Below are 14,079 nucleotides of genomic sequence, written 5' to 3' on the forward strand. Positions count from 1 at the left end.
TTCAAATCCTGTCTTCCCGATATTCCCAAAAACATGGGGCCTTAGCTCAGCTGGGAGAGCGCCTGCCTTGCACGCAGGAGGTCAGCGGTTCGATCCCGCTAGGCTCCACTTATTTTAATATCATTTATGGCGGTGTAGCTCAGCTGGCTAGAGCGTACGGTTCATACCCGTGAGGTCGGGGGTTCGATCCCCTCCGCCGCTACCATAAAGGACCTTTAGCTCAGCTGGTTAGAGCAGACGGCTCATAACCGTCCGGTCGTAGGTTCGAGTCCTACAAGGTCCACCATTAGAAGTTTATATCTCGGAGGTATACCCAAGTTCGGCTGAAGGGATCGGTCTTGAAAACCGACAGGCGGCGAGAGTCGCGCGGGGGTTCGAATCCCTCTACCTCCTCCATTTTTTCTTAATTAAATATTTTATCGTCGCGGGGTGGAGCAGTCTGGTAGCTCGTCGGGCTCATAACCCGAAGGTCGCAGGTTCAAATCCTGTCCCCGCAACCAAGGTCCCGTGGTGTAGTGGTTAACATGCCTGCCTGTCACGCAGGAGATCGCCGGTTCGACCCCGGTCGGGACCGCCATTTTTACATAAAGGCTCGGTAGCTCAGTCGGTAGAGCAGAGGACTGAAAATCCTCGTGTCGGCGGTTCGATTCCGTCCCGAGCCACCATTTTGAAGTCGCAAGCCGGCTTAGCTCAATTGGTAGAGCAACTGACTTGTAATCAGTAGGTTGGGGGTTCAAGTCCTCTAGCCGGCACCACTTTCAAAATGAGCCATTAGCTCAGTTGGTAGAGCATCTGACTTTTAATCAGAGGGTCGAAGGTTCGAGTCCTTCATGGCTCACCATTTACAATTTAATGCGGGTGTAGTTTAGTGGTAAAACAAGAGCCTTCCAAGCTCTGGTCGAGAGTTCGATTCTCTTCACCCGCTTTTCAATTATGGGCCTATAGCTCAGCTGGTTAGAGCGCACGCCTGATAAGCGTGAGGTCGATGGTTCGAGTCCATTTAGGCCCACCATAATTGTTCCGCAGTAGCTCAGTGGTAGAGCTATCGGCTGTTAACCGATCGGTCGTAGGTTCGAGTCCTACCTGCGGAGCCATATTTATAGAGAAGTACCCAAGTGGCTCAAGGGGCTCCCCTGCTAAGGGAGTAGATCGCGAACGCGGTGCGAGGGTTCGAATCCCTTCTTCTCTGCCAGTAATTGGCCCGTTGGTCAAGTGGTTAAGACACCGCCCTTTCACGGCGGTAACACGGGTTCGAATCCCGTACGGGTCATATTAAAAGAGATAGCATAATCTGCTATCTCTTTTTTGTTGTGTAAAAGTGGACTTTGGATAGAAAAAAAGGGATACTCAAGGTCATTAATGAAATGGCACTTAGAAATATATCATAGCTGGGAAGATTCTAAGGAATTAGTTGTAGAGTTATTAGATACAGTTGAATAATAAAAATTGAAATATGGGGCGCTCAACTAAAGGATGCTTTAATTGAGCTTTTTAATATTGAAATTGCTGTATTAGGTGCTACCACGGAAAACAAATAGTATAAATAGAAGAAACTGTCTTTCAATAGGTGATCTACTGGAGACAGCTTTTTTATGTTGTCATTATTGTCGAGTTTTGTCGGTAAGTCGATATATTGCAAAAATCGCCGATATAATTTGAGTTACGGTCGATAAATTTCAATAATCGCTGATATATTTGGAGTTACAGTCGATATATTGTAAAAATCGCCGATATAATTTCACTTACCGACAAAACCACAAGAAAATCCCTTTCACAATCTAAAGAAAACGCCTCCATTGAAATGGATTCCATACCTGATCTAATAACTTTACACTCTATGTGAAAAAGTTCACAAATAGGTCATAATTTGTGAAGTAATTCACAATAATACGTGCTACAATATGAGTGTAAAGAAGTTAAACAACATTAAATTAGTATTTTAATTAATTACTTAAACAATCATAAAAAATATATGTGAACAATAGAGAGGGGAAATTACCATGAAAAAAGGTATCAATCGTGTAGTATTAGTAGGAACAGGAGCTGTAGGTTGTAGTTACGCTTACTCAATGATCAACCAAGGTGTAGCTGAAGAATTCGTATTAGTAGATGTTAATGAAGCAAAAGCAGAAGGGGAAGCAATGGACTTAAGCCATGCGGTACCATTCTCTCCATCACCAACAAAAGTTTGGAGCGGTAGCTATGCAGATTGTAAAGATGCAGATTTAGTAGTCATCACTGCTGGATTACCACAAAAGCCAGGTGAAACTCGTTTAGACTTAGTTGAGAAAAATACAAAGATCTTTAAACAAATCGTTCGCGGTATTATGGATAGCGGATTCGATGGAATCTTCTTAATCGCAACTAACCCAGTTGATATTTTAACTTACGTAACTTGGAAAGAATCTGGTCTACCAAAAGAGCGCGTAATTGGTTCTGGTACTACTTTAGACTCTGCTCGTTTCCGTTACATGTTAGGTGACTACTTAGATGTAGATCCACGTAACGTTCATGCTTACATCGTTGGTGAACACGGTGACACTGAACTTCCAGTATGGAGTCACGCTACTATCGGTGTACAAAAACTAGAAACAATCTTAGCTAACAACGAACAGTACAAACAAGAAGACTTAGACAAAATCTTCGAAAACGTACGTGATGCAGCTTACCATATCATTGAGCGTAAAGGTGCAACTTATTACGGAATCGGTATGTCACTACTTCGTGTAACTAAAGCAATCTTAAACAACGAGAACAGCGTATTAACTGTATCTGCATACCTTGAAGGTCAATACGGTGAGAAAGATGCTTACGTAGGTGTTCCAGCTGTAATTAACCGTGAAGGTGTACGTGAAATCGTAGAGCTTGAGTTAAATGAGGATGAAAAAGCGAAATTTGCTCATTCTGTAAAAGTATTAAAAGAAACAATGGCACCAGTACTATAATAATAATTGCTAAATAATCCAGAAGTGGGGAACTACTTCTTACTTCTGGATTTATATATAATTTAATATAAATTCCTTTTCCGGTTTCCCTTGTATATCCCCAATATACCCCTTTTGCTGGATCAGGATCGTTTATAGAAAAGAGCACTCTACTTTGCGTAGAGTGCTCTTTATTATTATCATTTTTTAGGCGTTAATCCCAATTTCTTTAAAATATCTGCCAGTGTACCGCTTTTTGATTTTTCAACAGGTGTTTGTGATTTAGATGCATCAGGACCTTTCTTCAAGAAGTTCTTTTCAACGAAGCGAATATCTTTTTCGTCAACAATACCATCTTTATTTAGGTCACCGTCTTTCACAGATACTCCTTTTTTACCATAGTTGCTAGCGATAATTTCAGCATCTTTTATATCAATTACTTTATCGCCATTTACATCACCGGCAAGGTTTTCATCAAGGCGTGCATAATAATATTGGCCAAGTAGCTTACCGTCTTTTTCAGTACCAAGTTTCGTTATTAGTCGGCTTGTTAAATGCCCTGGAACCTCTACGTATAAGTTGTAGTCGCGTTTATTAACAGGAAGTCCATTTAGTTTGAAGTATCCGTATTTATCTAGTGAGCCTTCAAACTTATGACGGTAAGAATCAGTCGCATATACTTTTACGCCAAGCTTTGTATAATCGAATTTCTCATCTAAATATCCACGTTCATTTAAGAATGCACCAGGCTTAATATTTCCTTCTACTAGTGAGTTTAAGGACATTACTGAGAATGATTGATCTTGAAGGACGCGCATTCTATTTGGCTCTGTTTCTCCTGGCTTCCAGTATACAAACACTGGTGACTCTAATTGAGCATTTGCTTCATAAAACTCATCGTTTTCTACTTTGAACGTTACATCAATGAACGGGAAGTCACCATCTAATCCAGCGAAGTTTTTATCATCAATAGCTCCGCCTACTGTAACAGAACCTTCTTCTAGTTTCGGTTCATTTACTTTTGCGGTTGCCCCTTTTTCAGAAAGGAGTTTTTCAAAAGCAGGATTCAATTTCGCATTTGCAAATTTGAAGTTCTTTTCTAGGAATTTTACGTTAAATTCCCCAGCAACGAATTGTTTTACGTGTTTCGCATTTAGGGTTACTGTGAACTCGTCCCCTTTATATAATTCTTTTTTATCATAACTAGCTTTCGCATATTGAGCACCTTGCGGGATAAACCAATAATTATTTACGCCGCTCGGGTAGTCAGGACCTGCAGTTGCATAATCGAAAATATATAAGCCTGTATTCATTGGACCTTCCACCTTAAAGGATTCAGGAGTAATGCCAATTTTAAAGTCACCATTTTCCGTAATCGGTAAAAATTTGTGCAAGTATGGAGAATAATCATAATACATAACACCGTTCGCTTCTTGCGTAATGTTAAATCCTTTTCCTTTTAAGTAGTCAACGTTAGAATCATATACATTTCCTTTAATCCATAGTGCTTTTTTACCGTCTTCTACTGTATAGTTTTCTTCATTTAATTCATAAATACCAGGCTGTAATCCAGTTAATTTCACTTCTGGCGGTGTATTATCAATTACGACATAATCACCTTTCACCCGTGCTTTGCCAGCTTTATCATAGCCAACAAACTCAATTGTGTAATCACCTTCCGGTAAGTCGATTTTCTCATCACCAATTGGTTTTGCAGGATCATTTGTAAAAGGATACACTTTTCCGTTAAAGAAGGATTCTAAGTAGTAATACACATCCGTTTTTAGTCCACTCGTGTTTAGTGTTCCGATGAAGCCGAGAGCTTTATTTGTTTTCGAATCTTTTACGATAAGATCTAACGTTTCAAGTTCGCTATTTAATTGGAATGCCCCGTGCAAATACGATTCACGGTAAGGGTTGAATTTAGATGTATCAGTTGAAATCGTTTTTCTAGATAATAAGACATTTTCAATACCATGTTCTGATACACGAATAGAGAATGGAATTTGATACGTTTCTTCTTTATTTTTCGTATTTGTAATATGAATATATCCTTCATATCGTCCTTGCTTCACGCCAGCTGGAATATTAATTTTTGCTTCAATTTCATCTGATTTACCAGCATCAATCGTAATTGTTTCAGCAGTAGAAACTTTTACACCGTTTGCGGTAGCATCGTTAATGGCAGAAGATGCTGGTGTATAAGAAATTTCTGTTTTAAATTCTTTCTTATCTTGTTTATTACGATTTTCAATTTTAATTTTTCGTTTTTGTTCAATTGATTCCCCGTCTTTTTGATAGTACTTACCGAATGCAATGGATCCAGTTTCTTCAGGTACTTCAATCACTTCATCATTTACAATTGTTTTTGTCGTATCTAACACTTTAAAACTTGTTTCCGTATGAACAGAGTTATAAGCATCTACTCGCCCTGCTCCAACTTCATATACGGAATACTTTTCTTTTAAATCGTCAGCCGTGTTCATAAGAGATGTTTTTACATCGAATGGAGAGTATTCTGGATGTTCTTGCAGAATAAGAGCAGCAACGCCAGCGATATGAGGAGATGCCATGGATGTTCCTTGCATACGTTCATAGGAAACATCGTAGTTTTCGCCCTCTTGTGGGTCATTAATATATTCAGGTACTGTTGAAAGTACAGCAACACCAGGCGCTGTAATATCAGGTTTAATATCATCATTTGATGTAACAGGGCCGCGTGAGCTAAAGTCTGCAAGATGATCGCCTTCTGTTTGAATGTAATTAATTTCATCGAAAGTTAAGGATGTTTTGCCTTGTTCAATTTGAGCTTTTAGTTTTTCTCCATCTGCTTTCGTTAGGCGGAATGCTGGAATATACTTTGTGCTTTCACCAACGTAGAAAGGAATTTCTCCGTCCACATTGTTATAAATAATAACGGCCTTTGCACCGGCTTGTTTTGCGTTAGCAATTTTTTCGTCAAATGACAGTGTACCACGTGCAACGAGAGCGATTTTTCCTTTTACATCCTTTTTACTAAACTCGTCAGGCGTACCGATTCCTACAGATTCAATAGGGAGAGATTGTCCTTTGAAATCTTCTATTTTATCAGTGAAGTTTTTGCCGAATAAAATGAGGTTAGGGAATTGTAATTGCCCAGCATGACCTGATAGTTTTGGTAAGGAAATAGAGCTATCACTTGCTCCAACTGTAATAGCAAATGGAGAGGCACCTGGTGATCCGAGTGTCGCTGGATTTGGTCCAGAGTTACCAGCGGCAACGACTGTAACAACGCCAGAAAGCATTGCGTTGTTAACAGCGATAGACGTTGGATCAAGCGGATTGTTGCTATCGTCACCTAACGATAAGTTAATAACATTCATGCCGTCAGAAATAGATTTATCGATTGCAGCAATAATACCAGAACTATCTCCGCTTCCGTATGGACCGAGTACACGATAGTTATACAGTTCAATGTCAGGTGCAACACCTTTTACTGCGGAATCTGATGTGTTTTTCTTTTGCGCAGAAACGATACCTGCTACGTGAGTACCATGCGCGGTGTAGAAGGAAGAGCCACGATCATCAAATTCAGGAGCGCCAGATTGTTGCCACTCTGTATAAGTTGTTTCCATCGGATCTGCATCGTTATTAATAAAGTCCCAACCTTTTACGGAGTTTGGATCTACCTTGCTAGAGTCTTCGCCAGGTTTTGCGCGATAGCCCTTATACACGTCTTTTAGGTCAGGATGATTGTAATCAATACCTGTATCTAATACACCAACTTTAATTCCTTTTCCGGTAATGCCTTCGCTATGTAACTTATCGACCCCAATTTGCGGAATACTATCTGTTAGTTTTTGAGGTGCTTTTTGCTCAGATTGTTTTGGTAAATTTAGTTTCACTTCATAATCTTTCCAAATACGCTTTACAACGCCAATTCGTAACAATTCTTCTACTGTATTTGCAGGTAACGTCAGCGCAACACCATTTATCGCATGTTTATAAGAACGTTTAATTTGTACAGACTGGAAATTCCCTGACTTTACTGATGGACTGAAGTGATAAAGGCGTTTTAGTCCTTTTTGAAATTCCTCATGTTCTTGATCAATACGTGCCTTTATATTTTCAGGAGCAGCTTGTAATCCTTTTTCTTTTTGTTTTAATTCATTAATCTTTACTGGCGCAGTTTGAAATTCTACAATGATATTTACTGGTTCAGAACTACTCGTATTAATATCTGGCGAGATAGTAAAACCAGGGTTAGCATCTAACGTTTGTAATGCCTGGCGCTGTTCTTTAGAAAGTTTTGATAGTAAAGACTGGGCGTTTGAAGAGTCAATTTGGTTAATAGGATTTTCAGCCAGTACATTGAACGGAAGGGCAGTTGAAAATAGAACGCCAGCCGTTACAATTCCGGTAACAAAACGATTTTTCTTTTTCATGTATAAGCCTCCGATAATTTATATTTTAAAATTTATTTCTCCGTGCCTGGTGTTTGCTCTGCATGGAATGTCCAGTTTAGCTGTAAGGAATCGCCCTGGAATTTATTTTGATCTTGTTCGTTGTCTTCAAAGGAGAAGAGCACGTGTAAATAATCTGTTTCACCAGATTTAATACCGTCTATTAAGTTATGACGTTCTAAAGAAGTAGCCACATCCTCAGGTTTCATAGTCTTTAATTGTGATAGTTTTGTTTCCCACAAAATTTCATGATCATCGTTTGGATTAGATGGCTTTCCATCATTCACTAAAAATTTGACGATGATGTGATCGCCTAAATCTTCCCCATCATTATTTTTCTTTACATCTGTAACTTCATAGGATGTTTCAAGTGCTACTTTTGCAATATCCAATGACCCTTTATTTTCAAGCGTGAAATTTTTTTCAATAAAGTCGCCTGGTTTTAAATCTTTCACATTAACAATTACACTTGGATTAATAGAAAGGTCTAGTGTTCCAGCTTGAAATGAGTTACTAGATGTTTCTGAATCATTGAAGTAGGCGAATACACCGCCGAATGTAAGGGATAAGCCAAGCGTTGCTGTGACAACTCCCATTCCAACCTTTTGTTTTAATGACATAAGAAAGCCCCCTAATTAAATTTTTATAGCGACTGTTCGTAACAAGGATAAATAAGTAAACATAGTAGTCCGCTATGAATTGTAGTTACGAAAAGTCTGTGTTCTTTATTGAGAACAAGTATATGCTTATAAATTTTCCATTTCAATACAATTGTGACGAAAAATGTTGAGAAACATTTTTTTATGACAGATTATTTTGTTGCGATTTTAAGTGGAAAATAGGATGAAAAAGAGGGTAAAGCTAATAAAATAGAGGTTGAGAAATAAATAGTAAGATAAAAGACTAGTGAAAAATGAAGCGTTTTCAATGAATATTCGTCAAAATTCGATATTTTATATAGAAATGTGAAAAAAATTCAACATTTTTAAGAAAAAAACGTATATTTTTTATAAATGAACAAGGATATTTCAGTTTTTCGCAGAATTGGTAAAGTATAAAAAATTCTGTCATCTTAGTGAGGTGAGCATATTGAGTGTAATAAATTGTGAAGAAGTGAAACGAGATGAGTTTCATACAGAAAAGTACTATGACAGTTATAACATCTTTGGCGCACATATTGTGACGGAAGATGAGATGCGAGGTGTACGATTTACAGTATGGGCTCCTCATGCGAAAGCAATGAGTGTTGTTGGAGATTTTAATGAATGGGATTATGAGCAACATAAGATGCTGCAAGTGACAGAAGAGGGAATTTGGTCCCTATTTATACCGCATATAGAAGAAAGAGAAATATATAAATATGCGATTGAAACGATGGCTGGTGATGTCATTCTCAAGGCAGATCCGTATGCTGTGTATGCAGAAGTAAGACCGAATACGGCATCTGTAGTTTTTGATATAAAGGGATACGAATGGAATGATAAAAACTGGAGTCGTAAGAAAAAGAAAAAATCAGTTTATAAAGAAGCGATGACGGTTTATGAATTACATTTCGGTTCTTGGAAAAAGAAAGAAGATGGAACACTGTATTCTTACAGGGAAATGGCAGAAGAACTCATTCCTTATGTGGTAGAACATCAATTTACACATATTGAAATTATGCCGCTTGTTGAGCATCCATATGATCGTTCTTGGGGATATCAAGGAACGGGATATTATGCAGCAACGAGTAGATTCGGCACGCCACATGATTTGATGCATTTTGTCGATGAATGTCATAAATATGGAATCGGTGTCATTTTAGATTGGGTGCCGGGGCATTTTTGTAAAGATGCTCACGGTTTATATTTGTTTGATGGGACACCGACTTATGAATATAAAGATAAAGATGTGCAAGAAAATCCAGTATGGGGAACTGTCAATTTCGATTTAGGAAAGAGGGAAGTACGTAATTTCTTAATTTCAAATGCATTATTTTGGATGAGATATTTCCACATTGATGGTTTCAGAGTGGATGCAGTTGCAAACATGCTGTACTGGAATAAAGAAGGACAGGAGCAAAGTAATGAGCACGCTGTTTCATTTTTACGAGAGTTAAATGAAGCGGTGTTCGCAGAAGATGAAGATTTTCTTATGACAGCAGAAGACTCAACAGCTTGGCCACTTGTAACAGCCCCAACGTATGAAGGGGGACTTGGATTCAATTACAAATGGAATATGGGCTGGATGAATGATGTGCTGAAATATATGGAGTGTGCGCCTGAGTACAGGAAGTATATTCATGAGAAAATGACGTTCTCTTTAGTATATGCTTACTCTGAAAATTTCATATTACCGCTTTCTCATGATGAAGTCGTTCATGGGAAAAAGTCGTTATTAAATAAAATGCCAGGAGAGTACTGGGATAAGTTTGCTCAACTTCGTTTATTATATGGATATTTCTTTACTCACCCAGGAAAGAAATTACTTTTCATGGGAGGAGAATTTGGACAGTTTGATGAGTGGAAAGACCTTGAAGATTTAGATTGGAATTTACATGATTTTGAAATGCATCGTTATATGCATGATTACTTTAAAGAGCTCATAGCATTGTATAAGCGCTCTAAACCACTTTGGCAGCTTGATCATTCGCCTGAAGGATTTCAGTGGATAGATGCTAATAATCATGAGCAAAGTATTTTCTCATTTATTCGCCAAGGGGATAAACAAGAAGATGCGTTAGTTGTCGTATGTAATTTTACGAAAGCTACATATGAAAACTATAAAGTAGGTGTACCAGATTTCGAGTATTATAACGAGATTTTAAATAGTGATGCTGAGCAATATGGCGGGTCAGGGCAAGTAAATAAGAAACGTCTGAAAGCGATTCAAGAACCGTTTCATAATCAAGCAGCACATGTAGAAATTACAATTCCACCATTTGGCGTATCCATATTACGACCAGTGAAGACGAGAAAGGGGAGCAAAAAACAAGATGGCTCAAAAACAAAAGTGCGTAGCAATGTTACTAGCAGGGGGAAAAGGTAGTCGATTAAGTGCATTAACAAAAAATTTAGCCAAGCCAGCTGTTCCATTTGGTGGTAAATATCGCATTATTGATTTTACGCTAAGTAACTGCGCGAATTCTGGTATTGAAACGGTTGGGATTTTAACGCAATATCAACCACTAGAACTTCATAATTATATCGGAATTGGCAATGCGTGGGATTTAGACCGAGTAAGTGGTGGAGTCACAGTATTACCTCCTTATGCGGAGTCTTCAGGTGTGAAGTGGTACACAGGTACGGCAAGTGCCATTTATCAAAACTTAAACTATTTAAGTCAATATGAGCCAGAGTATGTTCTCATTTTATCAGGCGACCATATTTATAAAATGGATTACAGTAAAATGCTAGATTACCATATTGAGAAAGAAGCGGACGTTTCGATTTCTGTTATTGAAGTGCCTTGGGATGAGGCGAGTCGCTTTGGCATTATGAATACGAACGAAGAGATGGAGATTGTTGAATTTGAAGAGAAACCGCAATTTCCAAGAAGTAATCTTGCATCAATGGGAATTTATATTTTTAACTGGGCTATTTTGAAAGAGTATTTAGAAATGGATGCAAGAAATCCTGAATCTAGTAATGATTTCGGAAAAGATGTGCTTCCGCTTTTATTAGATGAAGGGAAGAAGTTGATGGCATATCCGTTTGAAGGATATTGGAAAGATGTTGGTACAGTGAAGAGCTTATGGGAAGCGAATATGGATTTACTGCGCGATGAAACATCACTGAATTTAAACGACCGTGACTGGCGTATTTATTCTGTTAATCCAAACGAACCGCCTCAATATATTGCTGAAAAGGCAAGAGTAGAAGAATCACTTATTAACGAAGGATGCGTCATCGAAGGGGACGTGAAGCATTCTGTATTATTCCAAGGGGTGACGGTGGAAGAAGGTAGTATGGTTATTGATTCTGTCGTTATGCCAGGAGCGAAGATTGGCAAAAATGTTGTGATTGAAAGGGCAATTGTTGGATCGGAAATGGTTATTGAAGATGGAACAATTATTCGTCCGGAAAAAAATGTTGACGATGTAGTACTCATTGCTGAAGGGAAATAGAAAAGGGGGATGAAATGAATGGGAGAAAAAATGTTAGGAATTATTAATGCAACGGGAAGTTTTCCTTCCTTAAAGAAAGTAACAGGGCATCGTTCACTAGCGGCGTTACCGTTTGGGGGCCGTTATCGACTCATTGATTTCATGCTTTCAAATATGGTGAATTCTAATATTCATAGTGTGGCAGTTTTTACAAGCCATAAAAACCGTTCACTAATGGATCACGTTGGTTCAGGCAAACAGTGGGATTTAGATAGAAAACGAGACGGACTGTTTTTATTCCCGCCAAATTGCCAATGTGATCAAGATGAATTTGGATCTTTTGCACATTTTAGAAGACATATTGATTATTTTCTAAGAAGCAGAGAAGAGTACGTCGTGATTACGAATAGCCATCTCGTAACAGCATTACATTTTCAAGCAGTGTTAGAGCGACATATACATACGGCAGCTGATATTACGGAAGTTTGCCATGAAGGGGTTTCGCTTCAAACATACGTGTTAAAGAAACAATTATTGTTAGATTTATTTGAGTCATATAAAGATGTGGAGCAATATAGCTTATTCGATGTAGTGAGAGAAAAGCGCGGAAAATCACTACATATTGCTACATATGAGCATACAGGATATGTAGCTATTATTGATTCGATTGAAAGTTACTATAAACATAGCTTAGAAATTTTGCAACCTGCTATTTGGAAGCAACTATTTAAGAAAGAAGCACCGATCTTTACGAAAGTAAAAGATGAACCACCAACTCGTTATGTAAAGGGTGCAGCTGTGAAAAATACAATGATTGCAAACGGCAGTATTATTGAAGGTGAAGTAGAAAATAGCGTTGTCTCCCGTTCTGTTAAAATTGGAAAAGGTTCAATTGTTCGTAATAGCATTATTATGCAAAAGAGCCAAATTGGAGATAATTGTATAATAGACGGTGTTATTATTGATAAAGATGTGAAAATTGGTGACGGTGTTGTTTTAAAAGGAACTGCCGATGAGCCATACGTTGTAGAAAAAGGAAGCATTCAAAACAGTACGATTAATAGTTATTCTTAAGAAATCAGTGGGGGTTTTTCCTCCACTGATTCAAGTTTTAATTTAAATGAAAACTCGAAGGGAGGAAGCTGCAAGGGAAGTAGTATAAGCTTTTCGTGCAGTGGGACAACAAGTGAATATTTTATTTGCAGTATCAGAATGTGTACCATTTGTTAAATCGGGAGGATTAGCTGATGTAGCAGGTGCGCTCCCAAAAGAGCTAAAAAAATTAGGTGTGGACGTTCGCATTATACTCCCGAATTATAGTCTTATTCCGCAAAAATTAAGGGATGGATGTACGCTACATAAAGTAATTAACGTCCCGCTTGGGTGGAGAAATCAATATTGTGGAATTTTAAAAGGTGAGCAAGACGGGATTACGTATTACTTAATAGATAATGAATATTATTTTAAGAGAGATTCTCTGTATGGTCATTATGATGACGGAGAGCGTTTTTCTTATTTCTCGAAAGCAGTATTAGAGTGTATCCCGCATCTTGATTTCGAAGTGGATGTTCTTCATAGCCATGATTGGCATACAGCTATGGTAAATTTCTTATTACGTGAAAAGTATCAAGATAACCCGTTATATGAGCATATTAAAACAGTATATACGATTCATAACTTGCAGTTCCAAGGTGTATTTCCTCCTGAAGTGATGTACGACTTGCTAGAACTTGGTGATGAATATTTTCATAGTGAGCAGTTAGAGTTTTATGGAAATGTGAACTTTATGAAGGGCGGTATTATCGCTTCTGATCAAATTACAGCGGTTAGCCCGACATACAAAGAGGAAATCCAATATGAGTTTTTCGGTGAGAAGTTAGATGGATTACTGCGAAAATATAATGATAAGCTAAGCGGCATTGTAAATGGAATTGATACGAGCGTGTACAATCCAGAAACGGATTCGTATATTACTGCTCAGTACGATGCGGATTCATTATATGAAAAGAATGAAAATAAACGCGCGTTACAGCGTTATTTTGGTTTGCCAGAAAAAGAAGATACACCAATTATTTCAATGGTAACGAGATTAACGAAGCAAAAAGGTCTTGATTTAGTACGTACTGTATTCCGTGAAATAATGGAAGAAGATGTACAATGTATTATTTTAGGATCAGGCGATTCTGAATATGAACAATTCTTTGAGTGGATGGCATATGAGTATCCTGAGAAGGTAAAAGTGTATATCGGCTTTAATGAAGAATTAGCTCACCAAGTATATGCGGGAAGTGATTTATTCTTAATGCCATCACTGTTTGAACCGTGTGGCCTTGGACAACTTATCGCATTAGCGTATGGTACGATTCCAATTGTAAGGGAAACAGGCGGATTAAATGATACGGTACAATCTTATGATGAAGAAACTGGAGAAGGAAATGGTTTCAGTTTCACGAACTTTAATGCACATGACATGTTGCACACAGTTCGTCGTGCAATTGAATTTTATCAGGATAAACCGGTATGGGATAGGCTTGTAAAACAAGCGATGACTGAAGATTATAGCTGGGAGAAATCAGCTCTTGCTTATAAGAAATTGTATAAAAGTCTCATGGAATAACATGTAGGTGGT

General features: G+C 38.1%; 7 protein-coding genes and 14 tRNA genes. 19 read left to right on the plus strand and 2 right to left on the minus strand.

Annotated elements, in window-relative coordinates:
* Positions 1-35 precede the first annotated feature (35 nt).
* The 15 genes from MR070_RS20885 (at position 36) to MR070_RS20955 (ending at position 2,945) form a co-directional block, all read left to right on the plus strand.
* Positions 36-108 (plus strand) — tRNA-Ala (locus MR070_RS20885).
* Positions 109-128: 20 nt separating this feature from the next.
* A tRNA-Met gene (locus MR070_RS20890) sits at positions 129-205 on the plus strand.
* Between the two features lie 4 nt (positions 206-209).
* Positions 210-286 (plus strand) — tRNA-Ile (locus tag MR070_RS20895).
* 17 nt (positions 287-303) lie between these two features.
* Positions 304-396, plus strand: a tRNA-Ser gene (locus MR070_RS20900).
* A gap of 27 nt (positions 397-423) precedes the next feature.
* A tRNA-Met gene (locus tag MR070_RS20905) sits at positions 424-500 on the plus strand.
* Position 501: 1 nt separating this feature from the next.
* Positions 502-577 (plus strand) — tRNA-Asp (locus tag MR070_RS20910).
* Between the two features lie 12 nt (positions 578-589).
* Positions 590-665, plus strand: a tRNA-Phe gene (locus MR070_RS20915).
* Between the two features lie 14 nt (positions 666-679).
* Positions 680-755, plus strand: a tRNA-Thr gene (locus tag MR070_RS20920).
* Between the two features lie 10 nt (positions 756-765).
* Positions 766-841: transfer RNA gene (locus MR070_RS20925), tRNA-Lys, on the plus strand.
* Positions 842-854: 13 nt separating this feature from the next.
* Positions 855-925 (plus strand) — tRNA-Gly (locus MR070_RS20930).
* 10 nt (positions 926-935) lie between these two features.
* A tRNA-Ile gene (locus MR070_RS20935) sits at positions 936-1,012 on the plus strand.
* A gap of 7 nt (positions 1,013-1,019) precedes the next feature.
* Positions 1,020-1,094: transfer RNA gene (locus tag MR070_RS20940), tRNA-Asn, on the plus strand.
* Positions 1,095-1,101: 7 nt separating this feature from the next.
* Positions 1,102-1,192, plus strand: a tRNA-Ser gene (locus MR070_RS20945).
* A 6-nt stretch (positions 1,193-1,198) separates the two neighbouring features.
* A tRNA-Glu gene (locus MR070_RS20950) sits at positions 1,199-1,270 on the plus strand.
* 730 nt (positions 1,271-2,000) lie between these two features.
* Positions 2,001-2,945, plus strand: coding sequence for an L-lactate dehydrogenase (locus MR070_RS20955; protein ID WP_000715338.1), 945 nt, complete (start codon positions 2,001-2,003; stop codon positions 2,943-2,945).
* Positions 2,946-3,124: 179 nt separating this feature from the next.
* Here the strand turns inward: MR070_RS20955 and MR070_RS20960 are convergent, their stop codons facing one another.
* Both MR070_RS20960 and MR070_RS20965 read right to left on the minus strand, forming a co-directional pair.
* Positions 3,125-7,348: a S8 family serine peptidase gene (locus MR070_RS20960; RefSeq protein ID WP_242261945.1), complete on the minus strand. Its 4,224-nt coding sequence runs from the start codon at positions 7,346-7,348 to the stop codon at positions 3,125-3,127.
* A gap of 32 nt (positions 7,349-7,380) precedes the next feature.
* Positions 7,381-7,986, minus strand: coding sequence for a CalY family protein (locus tag MR070_RS20965; RefSeq protein WP_242261946.1), 606 nt, complete (start codon positions 7,984-7,986; stop codon positions 7,381-7,383).
* Between the two features lie 469 nt (positions 7,987-8,455).
* On the opposite strand from MR070_RS20965, the gene glgB reads away from it, so the two are divergent.
* The 4 genes from glgB (at position 8,456) to glgA (ending at position 14,067) form a co-directional block, all read left to right on the plus strand.
* Positions 8,456-10,393: a 1,4-alpha-glucan branching protein GlgB gene (gene glgB, locus MR070_RS20970; RefSeq protein WP_000111375.1), complete on the plus strand. Its 1,938-nt coding sequence runs from the start codon at positions 8,456-8,458 to the stop codon at positions 10,391-10,393.
* Entirely contained in the window at positions 10,341-11,471 is a 1,131-nt protein-coding gene (gene glgC, locus MR070_RS20975) for a glucose-1-phosphate adenylyltransferase (RefSeq protein WP_000057612.1), read from the plus strand. The genes glgB and glgC overlap by 53 nt, the downstream gene beginning before the upstream one ends.
* An 18-nt stretch (positions 11,472-11,489) precedes the next feature.
* A complete protein-coding gene (gene glgD / locus MR070_RS20980; RefSeq protein WP_000504147.1) occupies positions 11,490-12,524 on the plus strand; it encodes a glucose-1-phosphate adenylyltransferase subunit GlgD in 1,035 nt (344 codons plus the stop codon).
* Between the two features lie 112 nt (positions 12,525-12,636).
* Complete coding sequence (gene glgA / locus MR070_RS20985; RefSeq protein WP_242261947.1) at positions 12,637-14,067, plus strand: glycogen synthase GlgA; 1,431 nt, start codon at positions 12,637-12,639, stop codon at positions 14,065-14,067.
* The last annotated feature ends 12 nt before the right edge of the window (positions 14,068-14,079 follow it).

Origin of the sequence: Bacillus cereus group sp. BfR-BA-01453 (assembly GCF_022662915.1) — a bacterium.
Taxonomy (GTDB): Bacteria; Bacillota; Bacilli; order Bacillales; family Bacillaceae_G; genus Bacillus_A; species Bacillus_A paranthracis.

Bases quoted from the DNA above. Each gene is read 5' to 3' on its own strand.
- MR070_RS20955 (WP_000715338.1), top strand. From the start codon at position 2,001: ATGAAAAAAGGTATCAATCGTGTAGTATTAGTAGGAACAGGAGCTGTA.
- MR070_RS20960 (WP_242261945.1), bottom strand. From the start codon at position 7,348: ATGAAAAAGAAAAATCGTTTTGTTACCGGAATTGTAACGGCTGGCGTT.
- MR070_RS20965 (WP_242261946.1), bottom strand. From the start codon at position 7,986: ATGTCATTAAAACAAAAGGTTGGAATGGGAGTTGTCACAGCAACGCTT.
- glgC (WP_000057612.1), top strand. From the start codon at position 10,341: ATGGCTCAAAAACAAAAGTGCGTAGCAATGTTACTAGCAGGGGGAAAA.
- glgD (WP_000504147.1), top strand. From the start codon at position 11,490: ATGGGAGAAAAAATGTTAGGAATTATTAATGCAACGGGAAGTTTTCCT.